The organism is Novosphingobium sp. SG707 (assembly GCF_012275515.1).
Lineage (GTDB): Bacteria > Pseudomonadota > Alphaproteobacteria > Sphingomonadales > Sphingomonadaceae > Novosphingobium.
In genome coordinates, this window is record NZ_JAAZQL010000001.1 from 1,045,489 (window position 1) to 1,065,324 (window position 19,836).

Annotated in this window: 18 protein-coding genes; 11 read left to right on the top strand and 7 right to left on the bottom strand. The window is 65.1% G+C overall.

Annotation, left to right across the window (positions count from 1 at the left end; genetic code table 11):
- Positions 1-119: 119 nt before the first annotated feature.
- Entirely contained in the window at positions 120-1,016 is an 897-nt protein-coding gene (locus tag FHW92_RS04225; RefSeq protein ID WP_168601932.1) for a LysR family transcriptional regulator, read from the bottom strand.
- 115 nt (positions 1,017-1,131) lie between these two features.
- Between FHW92_RS04225 and FHW92_RS04230 the strand changes: the two genes are divergently transcribed.
- Complete coding sequence (locus FHW92_RS04230) at positions 1,132-1,896, top strand: SDR family oxidoreductase (RefSeq protein ID WP_168601933.1); 765 nt, start codon at positions 1,132-1,134, stop codon at positions 1,894-1,896.
- Positions 1,897-1,969: 73 nt separating this feature from the next.
- On the opposite strand, the gene FHW92_RS04235 is transcribed toward FHW92_RS04230, so the two are convergent.
- From FHW92_RS04235 to FHW92_RS04250, 4 genes are all read right to left on the bottom strand, one after another.
- Positions 1,970-3,253 (bottom strand): glycerate kinase, encoded by a 1,284-nt coding sequence (locus tag FHW92_RS04235; protein ID WP_168601934.1) that lies wholly within the window; start codon positions 3,251-3,253, stop codon positions 1,970-1,972.
- 123 nt (positions 3,254-3,376) lie between these two features.
- Positions 3,377-3,868, bottom strand: coding sequence for a DUF3237 domain-containing protein (locus FHW92_RS04240; protein WP_168601935.1), 492 nt, complete (start codon positions 3,866-3,868; stop codon positions 3,377-3,379).
- A gap of 18 nt (positions 3,869-3,886) precedes the next feature.
- Positions 3,887-5,125 carry a cytochrome b/b6 domain-containing protein gene (locus FHW92_RS04245; RefSeq protein ID WP_246869894.1) on the bottom strand — a complete coding sequence of 413 codons (1,239 nt, stop codon included), beginning with the start codon at positions 5,123-5,125 and terminating at the stop codon, positions 3,887-3,889.
- Between the two features lie 3 nt (positions 5,126-5,128).
- A complete protein-coding gene (locus FHW92_RS04250; protein WP_168601936.1) occupies positions 5,129-5,737 on the bottom strand; it encodes a YceI family protein in 609 nt (202 codons plus the stop codon).
- Positions 5,738-6,143: 406 nt separating this feature from the next.
- Between FHW92_RS04250 and kdpF the strand changes: the two genes are divergently transcribed.
- The 7 genes from kdpF to FHW92_RS04285 all read left to right on the top strand — a co-directional run bounded on the left by kdpF (position 6,144) and on the right by FHW92_RS04285 (position 14,347).
- Positions 6,144-6,233, top strand: coding sequence for a K(+)-transporting ATPase subunit F (gene kdpF, locus FHW92_RS04255; protein WP_168601937.1), 90 nt, complete (start codon positions 6,144-6,146; stop codon positions 6,231-6,233).
- Between the two features lie 25 nt (positions 6,234-6,258).
- Positions 6,259-7,950: a potassium-transporting ATPase subunit KdpA gene (gene kdpA, locus FHW92_RS04260; RefSeq protein WP_168602138.1), complete on the top strand. Its 1,692-nt coding sequence runs from the start codon at positions 6,259-6,261 to the stop codon at positions 7,948-7,950.
- 12 nt (positions 7,951-7,962) lie between these two features.
- Positions 7,963-9,972, top strand: coding sequence for a potassium-transporting ATPase subunit KdpB (kdpB, locus tag FHW92_RS04265; RefSeq protein WP_168601938.1), 2,010 nt, complete (start codon positions 7,963-7,965; stop codon positions 9,970-9,972).
- 12 nt (positions 9,973-9,984) lie between these two features.
- Complete coding sequence (gene kdpC / locus FHW92_RS04270; RefSeq protein WP_168601939.1) at positions 9,985-10,563, top strand: potassium-transporting ATPase subunit KdpC; 579 nt, start codon at positions 9,985-9,987, stop codon at positions 10,561-10,563.
- On the top strand, positions 10,550-13,249 hold the full coding sequence (locus tag FHW92_RS04275; protein WP_168601940.1) for a sensor histidine kinase KdpD: 2,700 nt from the start codon (positions 10,550-10,552) through the stop codon (positions 13,247-13,249). The genes kdpC and FHW92_RS04275 overlap by 14 nt, the downstream gene beginning before the upstream one ends.
- A 10-nt stretch (positions 13,250-13,259) precedes the next feature.
- Entirely contained in the window at positions 13,260-13,943 is a 684-nt protein-coding gene (locus FHW92_RS04280) for a response regulator (RefSeq protein ID WP_168602139.1), read from the top strand.
- A gap of 89 nt (positions 13,944-14,032) precedes the next feature.
- On the top strand, positions 14,033-14,347 hold the full coding sequence (locus FHW92_RS04285; RefSeq protein ID WP_168601941.1) for a DUF1905 domain-containing protein: 315 nt from the start codon (positions 14,033-14,035) through the stop codon (positions 14,345-14,347).
- 26 nt (positions 14,348-14,373) lie between these two features.
- Here FHW92_RS04285 and rtcR read toward each other — a convergent pair whose 3' ends face one another.
- Entirely contained in the window at positions 14,374-15,963 is a 1,590-nt protein-coding gene (gene rtcR, locus FHW92_RS04290; RefSeq protein ID WP_168601942.1) for an RNA repair transcriptional activator RtcR, read from the bottom strand.
- A gap of 307 nt (positions 15,964-16,270) precedes the next feature.
- Between rtcR and FHW92_RS04295 the strand changes: the two genes are divergently transcribed.
- The 3 genes from FHW92_RS04295 to rtcA are packed head-to-tail and all read left to right on the top strand — an operon-like array spanning position 16,271 to position 19,326.
- Positions 16,271-17,494 carry an RtcB family protein gene (locus FHW92_RS04295; RefSeq protein WP_168601943.1) on the top strand — a complete coding sequence of 408 codons (1,224 nt, stop codon included), beginning with the start codon at positions 16,271-16,273 and terminating at the stop codon, positions 17,492-17,494.
- 33 nt (positions 17,495-17,527) lie between these two features.
- Positions 17,528-18,313: a nucleotidyltransferase domain-containing protein gene (locus FHW92_RS04300; RefSeq protein WP_168601944.1), complete on the top strand. Its 786-nt coding sequence runs from the start codon at positions 17,528-17,530 to the stop codon at positions 18,311-18,313.
- Complete coding sequence (rtcA, locus tag FHW92_RS04305; RefSeq protein ID WP_168601945.1) at positions 18,310-19,326, top strand: RNA 3'-terminal phosphate cyclase; 1,017 nt, start codon at positions 18,310-18,312, stop codon at positions 19,324-19,326. Before FHW92_RS04300 ends, rtcA begins: the two co-directional genes overlap by 4 nt.
- A gap of 110 nt (positions 19,327-19,436) precedes the next feature.
- Here rtcA and FHW92_RS04310 read toward each other — a convergent pair whose 3' ends face one another.
- Complete coding sequence (locus FHW92_RS04310; RefSeq protein WP_246869895.1) at positions 19,437-19,826, bottom strand: DUF6379 domain-containing protein; 390 nt, start codon at positions 19,824-19,826, stop codon at positions 19,437-19,439.
- Between the last annotated feature and the right edge of the window lie 10 nt (positions 19,827-19,836).

Below are 19,836 nucleotides of genomic sequence, written 5' to 3' on the forward strand. Positions count from 1 at the left end.
TCGCCGGTCCCCAGGTAAGGCAGGGGAGACAAGGCAGGGCAGCAGCGCCATATGGCGGGCCAATCGCTGCGCGATGTCAAGCTGGGCGCCCGCACCATCCTTTGCCGATGGGCAGATGCTCAATCCCAGTAAGGCGGATCGCCAAAACTGGCGCGCAGATGCTCGATCAGGCGGCGCAGCTTGGCCGAAGGCTCGCGCCCCTGAGCATGGGCCATGTAGAGAAAATCGGGCGCGGGGACGGCCTCCAACGGCACCTCGATCAGATCGCCCGCCTTGATCGCCGGTCCGGCAATAAAGGCAGGCAGCATGGCCAGCCCCAGCCCGGCGATGGCCGCATCGCGCATCATGTCGCCATTGTTGACGCCCAGAGACAGGCGCGCGCGGATCGTAACAGGCCCTTCCTCCGTCTCGAAACGCCAATCGCCCGCGCCGCGATTGGTATAATAGATCCCCCTGTGCCCCTGCAGATCCTCCAGCGTCCGGGGCGTGCCATGCACGGCCAGATAGGCCGCAGAGGCGGTGAGCAAACGGCGGCTCTGCGCCAGTTTCCAGACGATCAGGCGCGTGTCATCAATCGGTCCGTTGCGGATGATGGCGTCATGGCCGCTGGAGGCGACATCGATCCGCCGGTCGTCCAGATCGAGCGTCAATTGGATATCGGGATGGGCCTTGAGGAAAGGGTAGAGCGCCGGGCCGAGATGCAGCCGCCCAAAAGTGACCGGCGCGGCGATGCGCAGCGGTCCGCTCAAAGTGCCGCGTCGCTCGGCAATATCGGCGGCGGCGGTGGCGATCTCGCGGGTGATGCGCGCCGCGCGGGGCAGAAAGGCGCTGCCATCCTCGGTCAGCGCCAGTTTGCGCGTGCTGCGATGGAGCAGCCGCGCGCCCAGCGACCGCTCCAGCTCGGCCAGCCTTTCGCTGACCACGGATTTGGAGAGCCGCAATTGCCGGGCGGCCGCGCTGATTGAGCCATGTTCGGCGGTGGCGACGAAAGCCTCTATTCCCTCAATACGGATCATCGTTCGGCCACTCCGAATTATAGAACTCACATTTAGCCACTGATCCGAACGATCCTGCAAGCGCATCTTCACCTCATCAAACGGGGTCTGCCCCAAAAAGCCAAGGAGAAGCATCATGGATCGTTTGCAGGATAAGGTCGCCATCATCACCGGGGCCAGCGCCGGGATCGGCCGGGCCACCGCCCGCCTCTTTGCCGCCGAAGGCGCGCGGCTGGTTGTCGGCGCCCGCCGTCAGGCCGAACTCGACAGTCTGGTCGCGGAAATCAGGGCGGCGGGCGGCGAGGCTGTTGCCGTGGCCGGAGATGTCCGGGACGAGGCGTTTCACGAAGCGCTGGTGCGCGCGGCGGTGGAGAATTTCGGCCGCCTCGACATCGCCTTCAACAATGCCGGAATCATGGGCGAGGCCGGCCCCAGCACGCAGGTTTCGGCCGAAGGCTTTGCCGAAACGGTGAACACCAACCTCACCGCCTCCTTCCTTGCCGCCAAGCATCAGATCGCGCAGATGGTTCAGCATGGCGGCGGCTCGGTGATCTTCACTTCGACCTTTGTCGGCTACAGCTTTTCCTTCCCAGGCGTTGCCGCCTATGCGGCCAGCAAATCGGGCCTGATCGGCCTGACGCAGGCGCTGGCCGCCGAATTCGGGCCGCAACAGGTTCGGGTCAATGCCATCCTGCCCGGCGCGGTGGATACCGACATGTATCGCGGCATGAATGACAATGCCGAGAAGCAGGCTTTCATCACCGGCCTCCATGCGCTCAAGCGCGTGGCCAAGCCCGAAGAGATCGCGCGCTCGGTGCTGTATCTGGCCTCCGATGACGCCAGTTTCGTCACCGGCACCGCTTCGCTGCTCGACGGGGGGATCTCGATCACCCGAACCTGATGATCCCATCGACAATCAGCCCCCGGCGCGCTGCCCTTAAACAGCCCGCCGGGGGTCGGGGCCGGACGCAAAATCACGCCACAAGAATGATCCGAATATCATTCACATTGGTCAGCGTCGGGCCGGTGATCAGCAGATCGCCCAGCGGAGCAAAGAAGCTGTAGCTGTCGTGAGAGGCAAGGAAGCCTCTAGCGTCCAACCGCTGTTTTGCCGCGCGGATCAGCGTGTCCGGGGCGACGACGGCCCCCGCCGCATCATCGCTGCCGTCTATGCCGTCGCTGTCGGCGGCCAGCGCCCAGATGCCCGGCGCGCCCTGCAGAGCCAGCGCCAGCGACAGGGCAAATTCGGTGTTGCGCCCGCCCTTGCCAAAGGAGGCGCCCGCCAAGGTCACGCTTGCCTCGCCGCCCGACAGGAGGATGGCGGGTGCCGTGGCCGGGTGGCCCCACTGGCGCGCGGAAAGCGCGATGCCCGCCATGACCCGCCCCAATTCGCGCGCCTCACCCTCGATGGCGTCGCCCAGCATCAACGGCGCGAAGCCCAGTTCGCGCGCCTTGTCCGCCGCCGCCATCAGCGCCTGCTGCGGCGAGGCGATCATCCGATATTCGCCCGCCACCGTGCAGGCCGGGGCCGCCATCATCCTGCGCCGCACCGCCTCGGGCACTGGCAGGCCATAGCGCTCAATGATGGCCAGGGCATCACGCGGCGTTGTGCCATCGGCCAGCGTCGGCCCTGAGGCGATCGCGGCCGGATCGTCGCCGGGAATATCGCTGATCAACAGGGTATAGACCCGCGCGGGCCCTGCTGCGGCCGCCAGCCTGCCGCCCTTCACGCGCGAGAGATGGCGGCGCACCGTGTTCATCTCGCCGATCCCCGCGCCGGAGGCCAGCAAAGCGCGGCCCAGCGTCTGGAGATCCTCCAGCCCCATGCCCTCGACCGGCCATTCCATACAGGCCGACCCGCCGCCCGATACAAGCGCAATCACCAGATCATCCGGCCCCAGCCCCGCAACCGCGGCCAGCAGGCGCTGCGCCGCCATCACGCTGTTGGCATCGGGCACGGGATGGCCCGCCTCGACGATCTCGATCCGCCCCGCCGCAACCCCATGGCCATAGCGCGTGGCCACCACGCCGGAAACGGACACCTGCGGCCCCCATGCCTCCTGCAAGGCCTGATCGAGCGCGGCCGCCATCGCCGCCGAAGCCTTGCCCGCGCCTACCACCACACAGCGGCCGCGCGGCGGGGGCGGCAGATGCCCGCGCATCGCCGGGCCGGGCAGCGCGGCCTCAATCGCCGCACCATGCACCGCGCGCAGGATGGCCCGGGCCTCGGCATCGCTCAGGGAAAGATTCTCAGACATTGCCGCCGATGATGGCAGCAATCATCGCGTCCGTCACCTCGCGCATGACCTCGGCTCGCCTAAAGGTGCTGTTTCGACCGCTTGTTTGAGGGGGCAGGCGCGATCCGCCTCCCTTTGGCAACCTCACTTCACGCGATAAAAGCGTATCCGCACCGAACGAACCCCGCCCGGCTGTGTTTCAGGCACCAGAATGCCGACAAACGCCTCCTTGGCCAGCCAGCCATATTTGCCCATCGGCACCTCGAACACCGGGAACGTCCGGACACCGGGCGCCCGGCCCGGCTCGGGCGGGCATGACACGCCCTGATTGAGAACGTTGATGATCGTGCCATCGTCGGTCTGCAGCATATAGTCGGCCTTGATCTGCAAACAGCCATCGGCGCGCCGCAATTGCCAGTCCCACCCGCCGGGCATGACCTTGCCCGCGATGCCGGGGCCGCTGAACGTGCCTCCGGTGATCGGCACGATATTGCGCGCGCCCAGCGCGGTTGTGCCCACCGGCACATTGGCCGCCAGCGTGACCACCTCTTCAAAGGCGAATTCCAGTTGCGGCTCTGCCGCCTGCGCCTGTCCGGCGATCAACAGCGCCAGCACAGCCGGAACGTAGGATTTCATGCCCTTCCCTCTCCTTTTTTAAAGCCGGTGTGCCTTCAGGCTGAACGACAGGCCCACCTCGGCGCCGATCTGGTCGGTCGCGCTCCATTGCCCGGTGCCGACATGCAGCGCGATCCGGTCCAGCTTTGCGCTACCTTTGACGGTGGCCTTATCCTCGGCAACCTTCAGATCGAAGAGCAGCGTGACCGGCACCTTGACTCCGTTGATCGCCAGCGCGCCATCGGCGGAAAATTTGTCGCCGCCCAGAGGCTTGAACCCGGAGGCCGTGAACACCGCCCGGCCCATCGGCGAGGAGCCAAAGAATTCCGGCCCCTGCAGCATCGAATCGCGCGTTTGGTCGCCGCTCGACGCGCTGGCCAGTTGCACTGTCACGGCCAGTTTTGCCGTCTGCGGATGATCGGGGTCATAGGTTACCTTGCCGGTCCATTTGCCGAACCGGCCCTCGATCGGCCCGCCATTGACCGTGGCGGAAAAACCCAGTCGCCCGCCCGGCTCGATGGCCCAGTCATGGGTCAGGGGCTTGTCCGGCTCGGCCGAAGCGGCGGCAACCGGGGTTTCCTCGACCGGCGGCGCTTCAGAAGCGACAGGCACAGGCGCAACAGGTGCGACAGGTGTCGCCGCCACAGGCCCTGCCCGATAGATCACCAAAGGCAGCGCGAAACTGACCCCCAGAGCGCCCAGCGCCAGCACCACCGCGCCCCATACAGAGCGGACATGCGCGGGCATCATGCGCGGCACCACCCAATCCTCGCGCCGCGCCGCCAACTGATGCTTGAGCGCCCCGCCAATATGCAAAGCGATCAGTCCCGCGCCCAGCCAGGCGAGCAGCGAATGCCCCGCCTCAATCCCGTCATGCCAGCCATGGCTGATCGGCAGATGCGGCAAGGGAATGGTGTGAAACAGCAAGGTCGGCACCGCCACCGACGCCGTCGACACCAGCGCCCATCCCGTCAAAGGCCCGCCGATCATGAAGAGATAGAGCAGCCCATGCACCCCCGAGGCCAGCAGGGTCTGCCATCGCGGCCCCTCCACCGGCGCAGGCCGGGGCGAGACCACCCGCACCGCCACCCGCAGCAGCGAGAGCAGCAGAATGGCCATGCCGATGCTCTTGTGGAACTGAAACGCCGCAAACATCACCGCCGAACGCGGCATGTCGGCCATATGCCAGCCCAGCCCAAGCTGGAACATCAGCAGCGCGGCAATCGCCCAGTGCAGGATGATGGCCATGGGGCGATAGCGGAGGGGCGTATTGCTCATAGTTTACTTCTTCTTTGAAAATTCGGCGTCAATGTCGATGCTCACATCGTCACCGACAAAGGGCAGGAAGGTCTTCATACCAAAATCCGACCGCTTGAACTGCATATGGCCGGTCAACCCGATCCGCTTGTCATTGGCAAGGCCCGTGCCCACCCCGATCAGCGTCACGTCCATCGGCACATCGCGCGTCACGCCCAGCAGGGTCAGCCGACCATTGACCCGCGCATGGGTGGCATCCACCCGCACCAGTCCGCCCGCAACATAATGCGCGGCGGGGAAAGCCGCGACATTGAAGAAACCGGCGCCGCGCAATTCCTTGTCGCGCGCCTCGTTGTCGGTGCTCAGCGATGCGGCGTCGACCGAAACGTCCAGCGTGGCCGCCTCCGGCTTTGCCGGATCAAAGGTCAATTCCCCGCCCGCTTTGGCAAAACGCAGGGTGGTCTTGGAAAAGCCGAGATGATCGACCCGCGCGGCAACGGCGGTATGGGTAGGATCGGCGGCATAGGTGCCCGCCTCGATCCGGGCGACATCGGTCCCCTGGCTGGCAGCCAGCGCAGGGGCGGCGAGAACGGCAAAGGGGGCAAAAAGCAGCAGCGGGATAAGGCGTTTCATGGAAGGAGACTCCAAAGGTACTTAACCATAGCAAAAATCAGCGCGTGTCGCGCGAAATCAGACGCACCGGCCCAATCAGCCGCGATGGCCTCGACGGCGCATCGGCGCGACAGGTTTTCGCCTTCGTCCATGCGCCACGCTGGCTGGCGCGATCGCGAAGTCAGGCCTCATTTTATGAAAACTTCACGCCGCCTGCCCCAGCCTCACATGGCAATTTAGCGCGCATATGAAGCATCGCTGGTCCGTGCCGCATCGGGGGCCGCCCCTTTGCGACATCCTTTAATCCGCAAAGGATGCCCATGCGATGAATGACCTTGTCTGGCTCTGTATGCTCGCCGGCCTCGTGCTGGCCAGCCTTGCCTTTCTGCGCCTGGTCGAGCGCGCCTGAACTTTAAGGAAACCGGCAATGACCCTTTCGCTCTGGCTGGCCGCGCTGACCGCGCTGGGCCTGCTCGCTTATCTGGTGGTCGCGCTGCTGCGGCCCGAAAAGTTCTAGAAAGGAAGCGCCCGTGACAAATGGCATGACCATGTCCGGCTGGGGCCTGATCCTCATTTTCACCGCGCTGGTGGCGCTGCTGGCCAAGCCGGTCGGCCAATGGCTGTTTGCGCTTTATGAAGGGCACGACACGCCGCTGCACCGCCTGTTGGGCCCGGTGGAACGCGGGTTTTACCGCGCATCGGGCCTGGATCCGGCCCGCGAACAGGGCTGGCTGGCCTATGGGCTGCATATGCTGGCCTTTCAGGTGGTGCTCACGCTTTTTACCTATGCGATCCTGCGGCTTCAGGGTGTCTTGCCGATGAACCCGCGCGGATTGGCCGGGATCGGCGCGGATGGCGCGATAAACACCGCCATTGCCTTTGTCACCAACACCAACTGGCAATGGTATGCGGGCGAGAGTGTGCTCTCGAACTTCAGCCAGATGGTGGGCCTCACGATCCATAACTTTCTCTCGGCCGCCACGGGCATCGCCATTGCCTTTGCCCTGTTTCGCGGCTTTGCCCGCCATGAGGCCAAGACGGTCGGCAATTTCTGGGCCGATTGCACCCGCGTGACGCTTTATCTGCTGCTGCCGCTCTGTGTGGTTTACGCGCTGTTTCTGGTGGCCTGCGGCGTGCCACAGACCTTCGCCAGTCTGGTCGAGGCCCATACGCTGGAGGGCGCAAAGCAAGCCATCGTGCTTGGCCCCGTCGCCAGTCAGGAAGCGATCAAGATGCTGGGCACCAATGGCGGCGGTTTCTACAATGCCAATTCGGCCCATCCCTTCGAAAACCCCAGCGCGCTGACCAATTTCGTCCAGATGCTCTCGATCTTTGCCATCGGGTCGGGCCTGACATGGTGCTTTGGCCGGGCGGTGGGCAACACGCGTCAGGGCTGGGCGATCCTTTGCGCGATGCTGATCCTGTTCGTGGCGGGCGCCGGCATCGCCTATTGGCAGGAGGCCGATGGCGCCACTCTGGCCATGGCGGGCGGCCATATGGAGGGCAAGGAAGTGCGCTTCGGCATCGCCGTCAGCGCCCTGTTCTCTGCCGTCACCACCGCGGCCAGTTGCGGCGCGGTCAACGCCATGCACGACAGTTTCACCGCGATCGGCGGCCTGATCCCGATCTTCAACATGCAGCTTGGCGAGATCGTCATCGGCGGCGTGGGCTCGGGGATCTACGGCTTTCTGCTCTTTGCGCTGCTGGCGGTGTTCGTAGCCGGGCTGATGGTGGGGCGCACGCCCGAATATGTCGGCAAGAAGATCGAGGCGCGCGAGGTCAAACTGGCCGTACTGGCGATTGCCGTGCTGCCGCTCTCGATCCTTGGGTTTACCGCGCTGGCCGCCGTGCTGCCTGCGGGGCTGGCAGGGCCGCTCAACAAAGGCCCGCATGGGTTCAGCGAAATCCTCTACGCCTTCTCATCGGCCACGGCCAACAATGGTTCGGCCTTTGCGGGGCTGAGCGCGGGCACGCCCTTCTATAACGGCCTGCTGGGCGTGGCGATGTGGGTCGGGCGCTTCTTTGTCATCATCCCAGTGCTGGCCATCGCGGGCAGCCTTGCCGCCAAGCGGCATACGCCCGCCACCGCCGGTTCGTTCCCCACCACCGGAGTGCTGTGGGTTGGCCTGCTGATCGGGGTGATCCTGATCCTTGGCGGCCTGACCTTCCTGCCCAGCCTCGCGCTTGGCCCGATTGCCGATCAGGTGTCGGTGCTGGCCCATACCGCTTTCTAAAGGACGATAGAGATGTCCACCCCCCAATCGATGTTTGCGCCCGAACTGGTGCTGCCCGCGATGCGCGATGCCTTGCGCAAGCTGGCCCCGCGCGAGCTTATCGGCAATCCGGTGCTGTTCACCACGGCGGTTGTCGCCACGCTGCTGACGATCCTGCTGGTCATTGGCGATGGCGGCCTGTCGCTGGGCTTTCAACTGCAACTGATCGTCTGGCTCTGGCTAACCGTGCTGTTCGGCACCTTTGCCGAGGCGCTGGCCGAAGGGCGGGGCCGGGCGCAGGCGGCATCCCTGCGCGCCACCAAATCCGATCTTGTCGCCCGCCTGCTCGATGGCCGCATGGTCCCGGCCAGCCAGTTGCAGCGCGGCGACGAGGTGATCGTGGAAACCGGCGACCTGATCCCGGCCGATGGCGAAGTGATCAAGGGCGTGGCCAGCGTCAACGAGGCCGCCATCACCGGCGAGAGCGCCCCCGTGATCCGCGAGGCCGGCGGCGACCGCAGCGCCGTCACCGCCGGCACGCGCGTCATTTCCGACCATATCCGCGTGCGCGTAACGCAGGAGCCGGGCCAAGGCTTTCTCGACCGCATGATCGCGCTGGTCGAAGGCGCGCAGCGGCAAAAGACCCCCAATGAGATCGCGTTGACGATCCTGCTGGTGGGGCTGACCATCATCTTCCTGATCGCGGTATCGACCATTCCCGCCTTTGCCCATTATGCGGGGGGCGGCGTGCCGGTGGCGGTGCTGGCGGCGCTGCTCATCACGCTCATTCCCACCACGATTGCCGCGCTGCTCTCGGCCATCGGCATTGCGGGGATGGACCGGTTGGTGCGCTTCAACGTGCTGGCCAAATCGGGGCGCGCAGTCGAGGCGGCGGGCGACATTGACGTGCTGCTGCTGGACAAGACCGGGACGATCACCGTGGGCGACCGGGCGGCCTGCGAATTCCGCCCCCTGACCGGCGTGGCGATGGAACGTTTGGCGCAGGCCGCGCTGATGGCCAGCCTGGCCGATGAAACGCCCGAGGGGCGCAGCATCGTGGTGCTGGCCCGCGCCGCCTATCTGGCGCAGGGCGCGTTGCCCGAGGATGCGCAGATCATCCCCTTTACCGCCCAGACCCGCCTGTCGGGCATCCGCACCGGCCAGAGCCTTATCCAGAAAGGCGCGGTGGATTCGCTGCTGCGCGCCCATCCCGATGCCGCGCAAGGCGCCTCCGCCGAACTGCGCCGCATCGCCGATGACATCGCCCGCCTTGGCCAGACCCCGCTGGGCGTGGCGGAAAATGGTCGGTTGCTGGGGGTCGTTGCTCTCAAGGACGTCATCAAATCGGGCGTGCGCGACCGTTTTGCCCAATTGCGCCATATGGGCATCCGCACGGTGATGATCACCGGCGACAATCCCCTGACCGCCGCCGCCATTGCCGCCGAGGCAGGCGTCGATGATTTCCTTGCCGAGGCGACACCCGAGGACAAGCTGGCGCTGATCCGGCAGGAGCAGCAGGGCGGGCGTCTGGTGGCCATGTGCGGCGATGGGACGAATGACGCGCCCGCGCTAGCGCAGGCCGATGTGGGCGTGGCGATGAACACCGGCACGCAGGCCGCGCGCGAGGCGGGCAATATGGTCGATCTGGACTCTGACCCGACCAAGCTGATCGAGATCGTGGGTCTGGGCAAACAATTGCTGATGACGCGCGGGGCGCTGACCACCTTCAGCGTGGCCAATGATGTGGCCAAATATTTCGCCATCATCCCGGCCATGTTTGTCGTGCTTTATCCCGGCCTTGGCGCGCTCAATGTGATGGGGTTGACCAGCCCACAAAGCGCGATCCTGTCGGCCATCATCTTCAACGCACTGATCATTCCGGCGCTGGTGCCGCTGGCGCTGAGAGGCGTAACCTATCGCCCGATGGGGGCCGGGCCGATGCTGGCGCGCAATCTGGCGATCTATGGGCTGGGCGGTCTGATCGCGCCCTTTGTCGGCATCAAGGCGATCGATCTTGCCGTTGCCGCGCTCAATCTGGCCTGAGGGAGAGTACCCATGCTCAAGACTTTTGTTTCCGCCCTGCGCCCTTCGCTGGTGATGACCGCCGGTTTTGCCCTGCTGCTGGGCGGGGCCTATCCTCTGGCCATCACCGCCGCCGCGCAGGCCCTTTTCCCGCATCAGGCCAATGGCAGCCTGATCGAGCGCAACGGGCGGGTGATCGGTTCGGACCTGCTGGCGCAGGGTTTTACCGCGCCCGGCTATTTCCACCCCCGCCCCTCGGCCGCCAATTATGATGCCAGCGCATCGGCCGGGTCCAACCTTGGCCCCGCCTCGGCGGCGCTGGCCCAGCGGATCGCCAAGGATGCCACCGCCCTGCGCGCCCAAGGCTATCCCGACGTCCCACCTGCCATGGTGACCACCTCCGCCTCGGGGCTCGACCCCCATATCAGCCCCGAGGCGGCCCTTTTGCAGGCGCCCCGCGTGGCGCAGGCACGCCATATGCCCGTGGAGCGCGTCGAGGCACTGGTGCGCGCGGCCATTGAAACCCCGCTGGCGGGCGTGCTGGGCGAAAACCGGATCAATGTGCTGCGGCTCAATCTGGCCCTCGACGGAGCGGGGCATGCGGGAGCATGATGGCCCGGTGAACACGATCCGCCCCGATCCCGACGCCCTGCTCCGCACGATAGGTCGACAGGATGGCGTCCGGGGCCGCCTCAAGCTCTTTCTTGGGGCGGCCCCGGGCGTGGGCAAGACCTATGAAATGCTGATGCAGGCCGCGCGCCGCCGCGATGCGGGCGAGGATGTGGTAATCGGCGTGATCGAAACCCATGGCCGCGCCGAGACCGAGCAGCGCGCGGCCGGATTTGAGATCATCCCCCGCCGCGCCATCGACCATCGCGGCCAGAGCCTGCATGAGATGGACCTCGACGCCATCATCGCGCGCTGCCCCGCGCTCGTGCTGATTGACGAACTGGCCCATACCAACGCCCCCGGTTGCCGCCATGACAAGCGCTGGCAGGATGTCGAGGAAGTGCTGAACGCGGGGATCGACGTTTACTCGACCCTCAATGTCCAGCACCTGGAAAGCCTCAACGATGTGGTGGCCTCCTTTGCCCGGCTGCGGGTGCGCGAGACGCTGCCCGACCGGGTGCTGGACCACGCCGAGATCGAAGTGGTCGACATTCCCCCCGGCGAGCTGATCGAGCGGCTGAAGGCGGGCAAGGTCTATGTGCCGCAGGAGGCGAGCCGGGCGCTGGCCCATTTCTTTTCCCATTCCAATCTGACAGCCCTACGCGAACTGGCGCTGCGCCGCGCGGCGCAGGCGGTCGATGCGCAGATGCTCGATTATCTTCGCGCCCATGCTCTGGAGGGCACGTGGGCGGCGGGCGAACGTCTGCTGGTGGCCGTGGGCGCGGATGCCGGGGCACAGGAGGTGGTGCGCGCGGGCAAAAGGCTGGCGGATTCTCTTTCGGCGCCATGGACGGCGGTGCATATCGAAACCGGCCCCGCCTCGCCCAACTCCGCCCTGCCCAACTCCGGCTCGCGCGAGGAGCTTGCCGCCGCGCTCCACCTCGCCTCGCAATTGGGCGCGCAGGTGGCGACAGTCCCGGCGGCGGGGCTGGCCGAAGGGCTGGCCCATATGGCGGCGGATCTGCGCGCCACGATCCTCGTGCTGGGTCAGGGCGCGCGCCGGGGCCTGTTTCGGCGGGATGCCCTGTCGGCGCAACTGGCGGCTTTGGGGCTTGGTGCGGCCTTGCATATCGTGCCGCGGGCCGCACCGCGCCGCCGCACCGCGCCCCCGCGCGATGCGCCGTTCGATCCGGCCGCATGGCTGCTTCCGCCCGGCCTGCTGATCTCGGGGGCGCTGATCGCCTGCGTCACTCTGGCGGGCGTCATGTTTGCCGCGCTGGGCAGCGTCACCAATATCGCGCTGCTCTATCTGCTGCCGGTGATGCTGGCGGCCACGCGCTATGGGTTGTGGACGGGGATTGTGACCGGGCTGCTCTCCTCGCTGGCCTATAATTTCTTCTTCATCCCGCCGGTCCACACTTTCACCATCGCCGATCCGCAAAATCTGATCACGGTGGTGGTGCTGCTGGCGGTGGCCGTGGTGGTCAGCCATATGGCGGGGCGGCTGCGCGATACGGCCATGCTGTCGCGGGCGAGCGCGGTGCGGTCCAGCGCGCTGGCCGGATTTGCGCGGCAATTGACGGGGATCGGCGCGGCGGGCGATCTGGGCCGTGTACTGTGCGAGGAAGGTGCGGGGCTGCTGGGGTGCTATACGGTGCTGTTGATGCCGCAGGATGGCGCTCTCGCCCAGATCGCCGCCAGTCCGCCCGACACCGCCTTGCAGGCGTTGGACCGGGTGGTGGCGCAATGGGCCTTTGACAATCGCAGACCGGCCGGGCGCGGATCAGATACGCTCTCGGCGGCCGAATGGCTGTTTCTGCCGGTTGAGGCGGGGGGCAAGGCGCTGGCGGTACTGGGCGTGGCGCATCCCGATGCGGCGCAGCCGGTGCGGGCAGACCTGCTGCCGATGCTGACCAGCTTTCTCGATCAGGCGGGCCTTGCGCTCGACCGCATCCGGCTGGAGGCCGAACGCGGACAGATGCGGCGTTTGGAGGAGCGCGATGCCTTGCGCGCCGCCCTCCTCTCCTCGGTCAGCCATGATCTGCGCACGCCGCTCACCGCTGTCATCGGTCTGCTGGGCAATGTGACGCCCGCCGACCCCGAACAGGAGCGCGTGCTGGCGCTCGCCCGCGCCGAGGGTGAGCGGTTGCAGCGCTTTGTCGCCAATCTGCTCGATATGGTGCGGATCGAGACCGGGGCGGTGGAATGGCGGCCCGAACCCGTCGATCTGGCCGAGGCCGTGAGCAGCGCGGTGCATGACCTGCGCTATTTGCTGGGGGCGCGGCCGCTCCTCATCGGCATTGCCCCCGATCTGCCCCTTGTCCGGCTTGATCCCAGGCTGCTGCATCATTGCCTGATCAATCTGATCGAGAATGCCGCCCATTACAGCCCCGCCGAGACCCCCATCCGCATAGAGGCCCGGCCCGATGCCGACGGACTGGATCTTGCGGTGATCGACGCAGGCCCCGGATTGCCGCCCGGCGCCGAGGCGCGCGTGTTTGAAACCTTCACCCGTCTGGAAGGATCGGACCGCAAGGGCGGGACAGGGCTTGGCCTTGCCATTGTCAAAGGCTTTGCCGAAGCGATGGGATTGCAGGCGCGCGCGGCCAACCGCACGGACGGCAGCGGGGCCTGCTTTACGCTGCACATGCCCGGCGCGTTATTATGGAAGGAAAGTGATCAGCCATGACGGGCAAGATATGACAGGTGGGGCGAAAATTCTGGTGGTGGACGATGAAATGGCGATCCGCCGCCTGCTGCGCGGCAGCCTGTCGCGGACGGGCATGGATGTTGTCGAGGCGGCCAATGCGCGCGAGGCGCTGGCCGCGCTCAACATCGACAAGCCGGATCTGGTTCTGCTCGATCTGGGCCTGCCCGACCGCGATGGGATGGAGCTGATCGGCCCCATCAAGGCGGGCAAGGCCGCGCTGCTGGTCGTTTCGGCGCGCGATGCGACGGGGGAAAAGGTGGCCGCGCTTGATCTGGGCGCCGATGATTATGTGACCAAGCCCTTCGATACAGAGGAGGTGCTTGCCCGCGTGCGGGTCGCGCTGCGCAACCGGCTGCTGGCCGAGAATGCCGCGCCGCTGGTGCGGCTGGGGGCGGTGGAGATCGATCTGGCCGCCCGCATCGTGCGGCGGGAGGGGGCGGAGGTGCATCTCAGCCCGAAGGAATATGGCTTTCTGGCCGAGCTGGTGCGCTATCCCGGCCGGGTCGTCTCGCATGCGGCGATCCTGCGCGCCGTATGGGGGCCGGGGCAGGAGCAGGCGGTGGAATATCTGCGCGTGGCGGCGCGCGGATTGCGCCGCAAACTGGAGGATGTGCCGGTCGAACAGAGCATGATCCGCAACGAGCCGGGGATCGGCTATCGCCTGATCGTCTGAGGACAGATACTTGGCATGGTGGCTTTGCCGCGCCATGATGAGCCTATGCCATTGCGATTCCAGCCCCACAGCAGCAAGCAGCCCGCACTATGAGCGAGCGCGAGGAAGTGACCTTTACCGGCAAGGTCTGGATATGGCAGGCGCGCAGCGGCGAAAAACCCATGCGCTGGTTCTTCGTCAGCATCACGGGCGCACCGGCCGCCGAGCTCAAGCTGGCATCGCTGGGGCTGACGGCCGGTTTCGGCTCGCTGGCCGTGCGCGCCACGATCGGCACGACCACATGGCGCACCTCGATTTTCCCGCAGCGTGAAACCGGCGGCTGGCTGCTGCCGCTCAAGGCGCAGGTGCGCAAACGCGAAAAGATCGAGGAAGGCAGCCAGATCAACGTGTCGCTGGAGATCTGACGCCGGGCGATAACCAGCGGGTTTGGTCACGCCCCCCTGAAATCCGCCCACCCCAGCCCGAAACGCGCCAGATATTTGCGCAGCCGATCGGCGTCATTGGTGCTGGCCCGTTTCTCGCGCGAGGCAGCGAAGAGCCGGCGCCCCGCCTCGGAAAGCGAGCGGGCAGAGGCGCAGGTCTGCACGACATAGGCCAGTTGCACGCGGTCAAACGGATCAAGATCGGCAAGCGTTTCAAAAGAGAGCCAGCGCTCCAGCCCATCGCCATCCATCGCGCCTTCGCCCCACAGGCGCTTGAGCCGTTCGATCTCCTTGGCCACGGCGTGAACGTCGATCCGCCCCTTTGGCGAAAATGTGGCCATGCGCGTGACACTGGCGCCCAGATCACGGAAATTTCCGGGCCAGCGCGCGGCCGACGACATGGCAAAGGCCAGATAATCGGCGCGCGCCTCCTTGTTGAAGGTCACCTGTACGCCCTCACGCTCGGCATGGCGGTCGAGTTCATAGTCGAGGTTGGGCGCAATATCCTCGCGCCGCTCGGCAAGGCCCGGCAGCGAGAAGGTCCAGAGGTTGAGCCGCGCATAGAGATCCTCACGGAAAGTTCCCTGTGCGATACAGGCGGCCAGATTGCAATTGGTGCCCGCAATCAGCTGGAAATCGCTCTGCACCTCCTTGTCGGCGCCCACCGGCAGAAAGCGCTTGTCCTCTATCGCGCGCAGGATCATCGCCTGCTCGTCAAGCCCCAATTCCCCGATTTCATCAAGAAACAGCAGGCCCCCATCCGCCGCCCGCAGCAGTCCGGGGCGATCCGCCGCCGCGCCGGTAAAGGCCCCTTTCCTGTGGCCGAACAGGGCCGACATGGCGCTGTCACCGCGCAGGGTGGCGCAGTTCACCTCAACGAAATCGCCCCCAACCTGACGTTTCAGCTTCTTGAGCTCGAAAATCCGGCGAGCGAGCTGGCTCTTGCCCGCCCCCGTCGGCCCCATCAGCAGGATCGGCGCGCGGGTGCGACTGGCCACCTGCTCGATCTCGTCGATCATTGTGTTGAAGGCGGGATTGAGGGTTTCGATCCCCGATTTCAGGAAGGATGAACTTTGCGCACTCTCACTGGCAAAGCGGGTGGCGATACTGTCATAGCGCGAGAGATCGAGGTCGATCACGCTCCATGTGCCCGCCGCCTCGCTCGTCCCGCGCTTGGGCTGGGTCTGAAGCAGGCGGCCGGGCAGGTAATGCGCCTCGGTCAGCAAAAACAGACAGATCTGCGCCACATGCGTGCCGGTGGTGATATGGACCAGCACATCCTCTGCGTCCGGGTCCAAGGCCAGCCCCCGCGCAAAGTCGAGCAGCTTGCCATAGACTTCCTCGAAGTCCCAGGCGTCCCGGAAGTCAAGGATATGCCGTTCGACCCGCGTTTCGGGGGAAACAGAGGCAATATCCTGCGCCACATATTCGGCCAGACGACCATGCAGATTGCCATGGATCATCACAAAGCGATCCACCCGCAGATCTTCATGCATGCACAGGCCCACCGATGGCCGCCACTTCATCCAGCGCGAGGGGCCAAATTTGGAGGCATCCAGCGTGGAGCCGAGAAAGCTGATGACGGTGGTGGACTTCATGATCCAAATTTATACATATTTATATTGTAAGATACAAATTATACCACGCGCGACGATATACCTGCACCCGCCACACAGCGAAAGGATGTTTTATTAATTAATTATATCAGTGTCTTGATAAAAATCTTCCGGTCATGCCGCGAAACTGGCACAGGACCTGCTTTATTCTTTGCGCCGGGTCCGTCGAACAGCCCGGCATACAGGCGATGAGGGGGCGACCGGAATGGGCCGGCCGCCCCCGAAGGCCGACAAAATCAGTGGTCATTTTTGCTGAAAATGCGCCAGAATGGAAAGCAGGGGGTCAGCCATGACCGAGACTTACGAATTCCAGAATGTTGAAGGCGGCGTGCCCGTGAAAATGTGGACACGTGGCGTGCCGGTGGACGACAAGGCCCGCGAACAATTGACCCGCGCGGCCAGGATGCCTTTCATCTTCAGGCATGTCGCCGCGATGCCCGACGTTCATGTCGGCATCGGCGCAACGGTCGGCTCGGTCATCCCCACACGTGGCGCGGTCATCCCAGCCGCGGTGGGCGTGGACATCGGCTGCGGCATGATGGCGGCGCGCACCTCGCTGATGGCGCATGACCTGCCCGACAATCTGGAAGGCATCCGCAGCGCCATCGAACAGGCCGTGCCCCACGGGCGCAGCGTGGGCCGGGGCAAGCGCGACCATGGTTCATGGGGCAACCCGCCAGCCGCGATCATCGAGGCATGGGCGGGCCTGGCGGTGCGTTTCGAGCGGATTTGCGACAAGCATCCCCGCTTGAAGAACACCAATAACCTGACGCATCTGGGCACACTGGGCACGGGCAATCACTTCATTGAACTGTGCCTCGATCAGGAAGCGCGGGTGTGGGTAATGCTGCATTCCGGATCGCGTGGAGTAGGCAATGCGATTGGCTCGTTCTTCATCGAATTGGCCAAGCAGGACATGCGCAAATGGCATATCAACCTGCCCGACGAGGATCTCGCTTACTTCCCCGAAGGCACCGACCATTTCGACGATTATGTCGAGGCGGTGGGCTGGGCGCAGGATTTTGCCGCGCTCAACCGGCGGATGATGATGGCCAATGTGATCGCCGCCCTGCGAGGGCAGATTGCCAAGCCGTTTGAGGCCGAATTGGAAGCGGTGAATTGCCATCACAATTATGTGACGCGCGAAAACCACTTTGGCGAAAACGTGCTGATCACCCGCAAGGGTGCCGTGCGCGCGGCCAAGGGCGTGCTGGGCATCATCCCCGGATCGATGGGGGCCAAAAGCTTCATCGTGCGCGGGCTGGGCAATGCGGAGAGCTTTCATAGCTGTTCGCATGGTGCGGGTCGTGTGATGAGCCGCAACGAGGCCAAGCGGCAGGTCAGCCTGGCCGATCACATCGCCGATACCCAGGGCGTGGCATGCCGCAAGGATGTGGGCGTGATCGATGAAACGCCCCGCGCCTACAAGCCGATCGAGGCCGTGATGGCGGCGCAGGCTGATCTGGTGGAGATCGTCCACACATTGAAACAGGTAGTCTGCGTCAAGGGGTAATGCCCTTGACGCAGACCGCCCAAAGAGGTTCTTATGACTGATCCCATCCCCTCCCCTGTTCGCGCCGATATCGAACGGCGCCTTGCCGCCATCGCGGCGCATGAGGGCATCCGTTATCTGCTGGCCGTTGAATCCGGCTCGCGGGCGTGGGGTTTTCCTTCGCCTGACAGCGATTATGACATCCGCTTCGTCTATGTCCGCCCGCGTGACTGGTATCTCGACCTGTCTATCGGACGCGGTGTGATCGAAACGCCGATCGAGGATGACATTGACCTCAACGGATGGGATATCCGCAAGCTGCTGGGTCTGATGCTGAAATCCAATGCGGTGGCCAGCGAATGGCTGGCCTCGCCGATCCGCTATCTTGCCGATCATCCGATGGTGGCGCGTATCGCCGCACTGGCCGATGCTATCTTTGACCCGCGCGGCATGGCGCACCATTATGCCCGCCTTGGGCATGGCGCCCTTGATCGGCGGCTGGAAACGCCGGAGCCACTTCCGGTCAAGCACTATTTCTATGGCCTGCGCCCGGCCCTGGCGATCCGCGCCATGCGCATCGATCCCGCAAGGCGGCCACCCATGGACCTGCAAGGCCTGATGCTTTGCAGCGAACTGTCACCGGCCATCTGGGCGATGATCCAAGAACTGGTCGAGGCCAAGGCCCAAACCCGCGAATTGGGCAATGCCAGACGCTATCCCGAACTCGACACGCTGATCCGTGACGAACTGGGCCGCGCCGACCAATTGCCGCAGCGCAAGCCCGGGCCTGATGCCCGGATGCGCGCCAATCAAATCTTTCTGGACCTTGTAAACTCATGATGATGATCGACGGATCGGAAGGCGAAGGCGGGGGCCAGATGGTGCGCAATTCCTGCGCCCTCTCGCTGGCGACAGGCACGCCTTTTCGCATCACCCATATCCGCGCCAAACGTTCAAAGCCGGGCCTGATGCGCCAGCATGTGACGGCGGTTGAGGCCGCCCTCGCCATTTCCGGCGGCGAATGCAGCGGGCTGGCGGTGGGCTCATCGGACCTCACCTTCCACCCCGGCAAGGCGCAGGCGGGGGAATATCACTTTGCTGTGGGCACCGCCGGCAGCACGGGACTGGTGCTGCAGACGGTGCTGATGCCGCTGCTGCTGGCCGATGGCCCCTCGCGGCTGGTGCTGGAGGGCGGTACGCACAATATACTGGCCCCGCCTTTTGACTTTATAGAACGGTGCTTCCTGCCGGTCATCAACCGCATGGGGCCGCAAGTTTCGGCCCGTCTGATGCGGCATGGGTTTTACCCGCGCGGCGGCGGACGGATCGAGGTGGACATCATCCCCGCCCCGCTCTCGCCTATCACCTGCGCCGGGCGGGGAGAGCTTGTGGAGGTGAGCGCGCGGGCTCCCTACAGCGGCCTGCCTCACGATATTGCCGAGCGTATGCTGGCCCGCGCGCGCAAGGAGCTGTCCCAGTGGCCGGAGGAAACGTTTGCGGTCCGCAAATTGCCCGATGACCAAGGCCCCGGCGTGATCCTGATGCTGGAGGCCCGCTATGCGCATGCTGTCGAGATCGTCAGCGCCTTTGGCCAGTTGGGCGTGTCGGCCGAAAGACTGGGCAAGACGGCGGCGGCGCGGATGCGTGGCTTTCAGGAATGCGATGCCTTTGCCGGGCCCTATCTGGCCGACCAACTGATCCTGCCATTCGCATTGGCGGGCGGGGGTGTGTTCACCACCGTCAAGCCGAGCCAGCACCTGGTAACCGCCATCGACATTGCGCAAAGGTTCACCGGGAAACCGATCAGGCTGACCCAGCAAAGCGACGGCAGCCATCTGGTTTCGATGGGATGATGGAGGACCGGTCAGGGGCAATCGCCGCCAGACCGGCCCGCTCCACCACCGCTCAGGCAAGATCGACCGAGGCAACGGGCGGCTGTCAGTATGGACTGCCGCCCGCCCCGTCATGGCAGAATGATCGTCGCCAACCTCTCGCCATTGACCGGCAGGGGCTGAAGATGCGGCGGGAAATAGGGCGAGCGCACCCGCGCGGCCACTTTCAGGTGATGGATGCCCGGCGCCAGACCGCCCGCCTTGGGAACAAAAACCGAGCCGAAGTCGCCCATCGCCCAACTGACCGCGGTGGCCTTGCGCATGTCCTCAAGGTCATAGGTTTTGCCATGCAGGATGAGGCTGTTGACCTCGTGGCCGAAGAATTCGCCATCGACAGTCACGTCAATGCCATCCAGCAGCGAGAGCCGCATCCCGCGATAATTGGGCAGGCGCAGGCGCAGTTCAAAGCCATCGCGTGCGCCCTGCGGGCCATGGTTGCGAAAGCCAGTGCTTTGGATCAATTGAAATTCG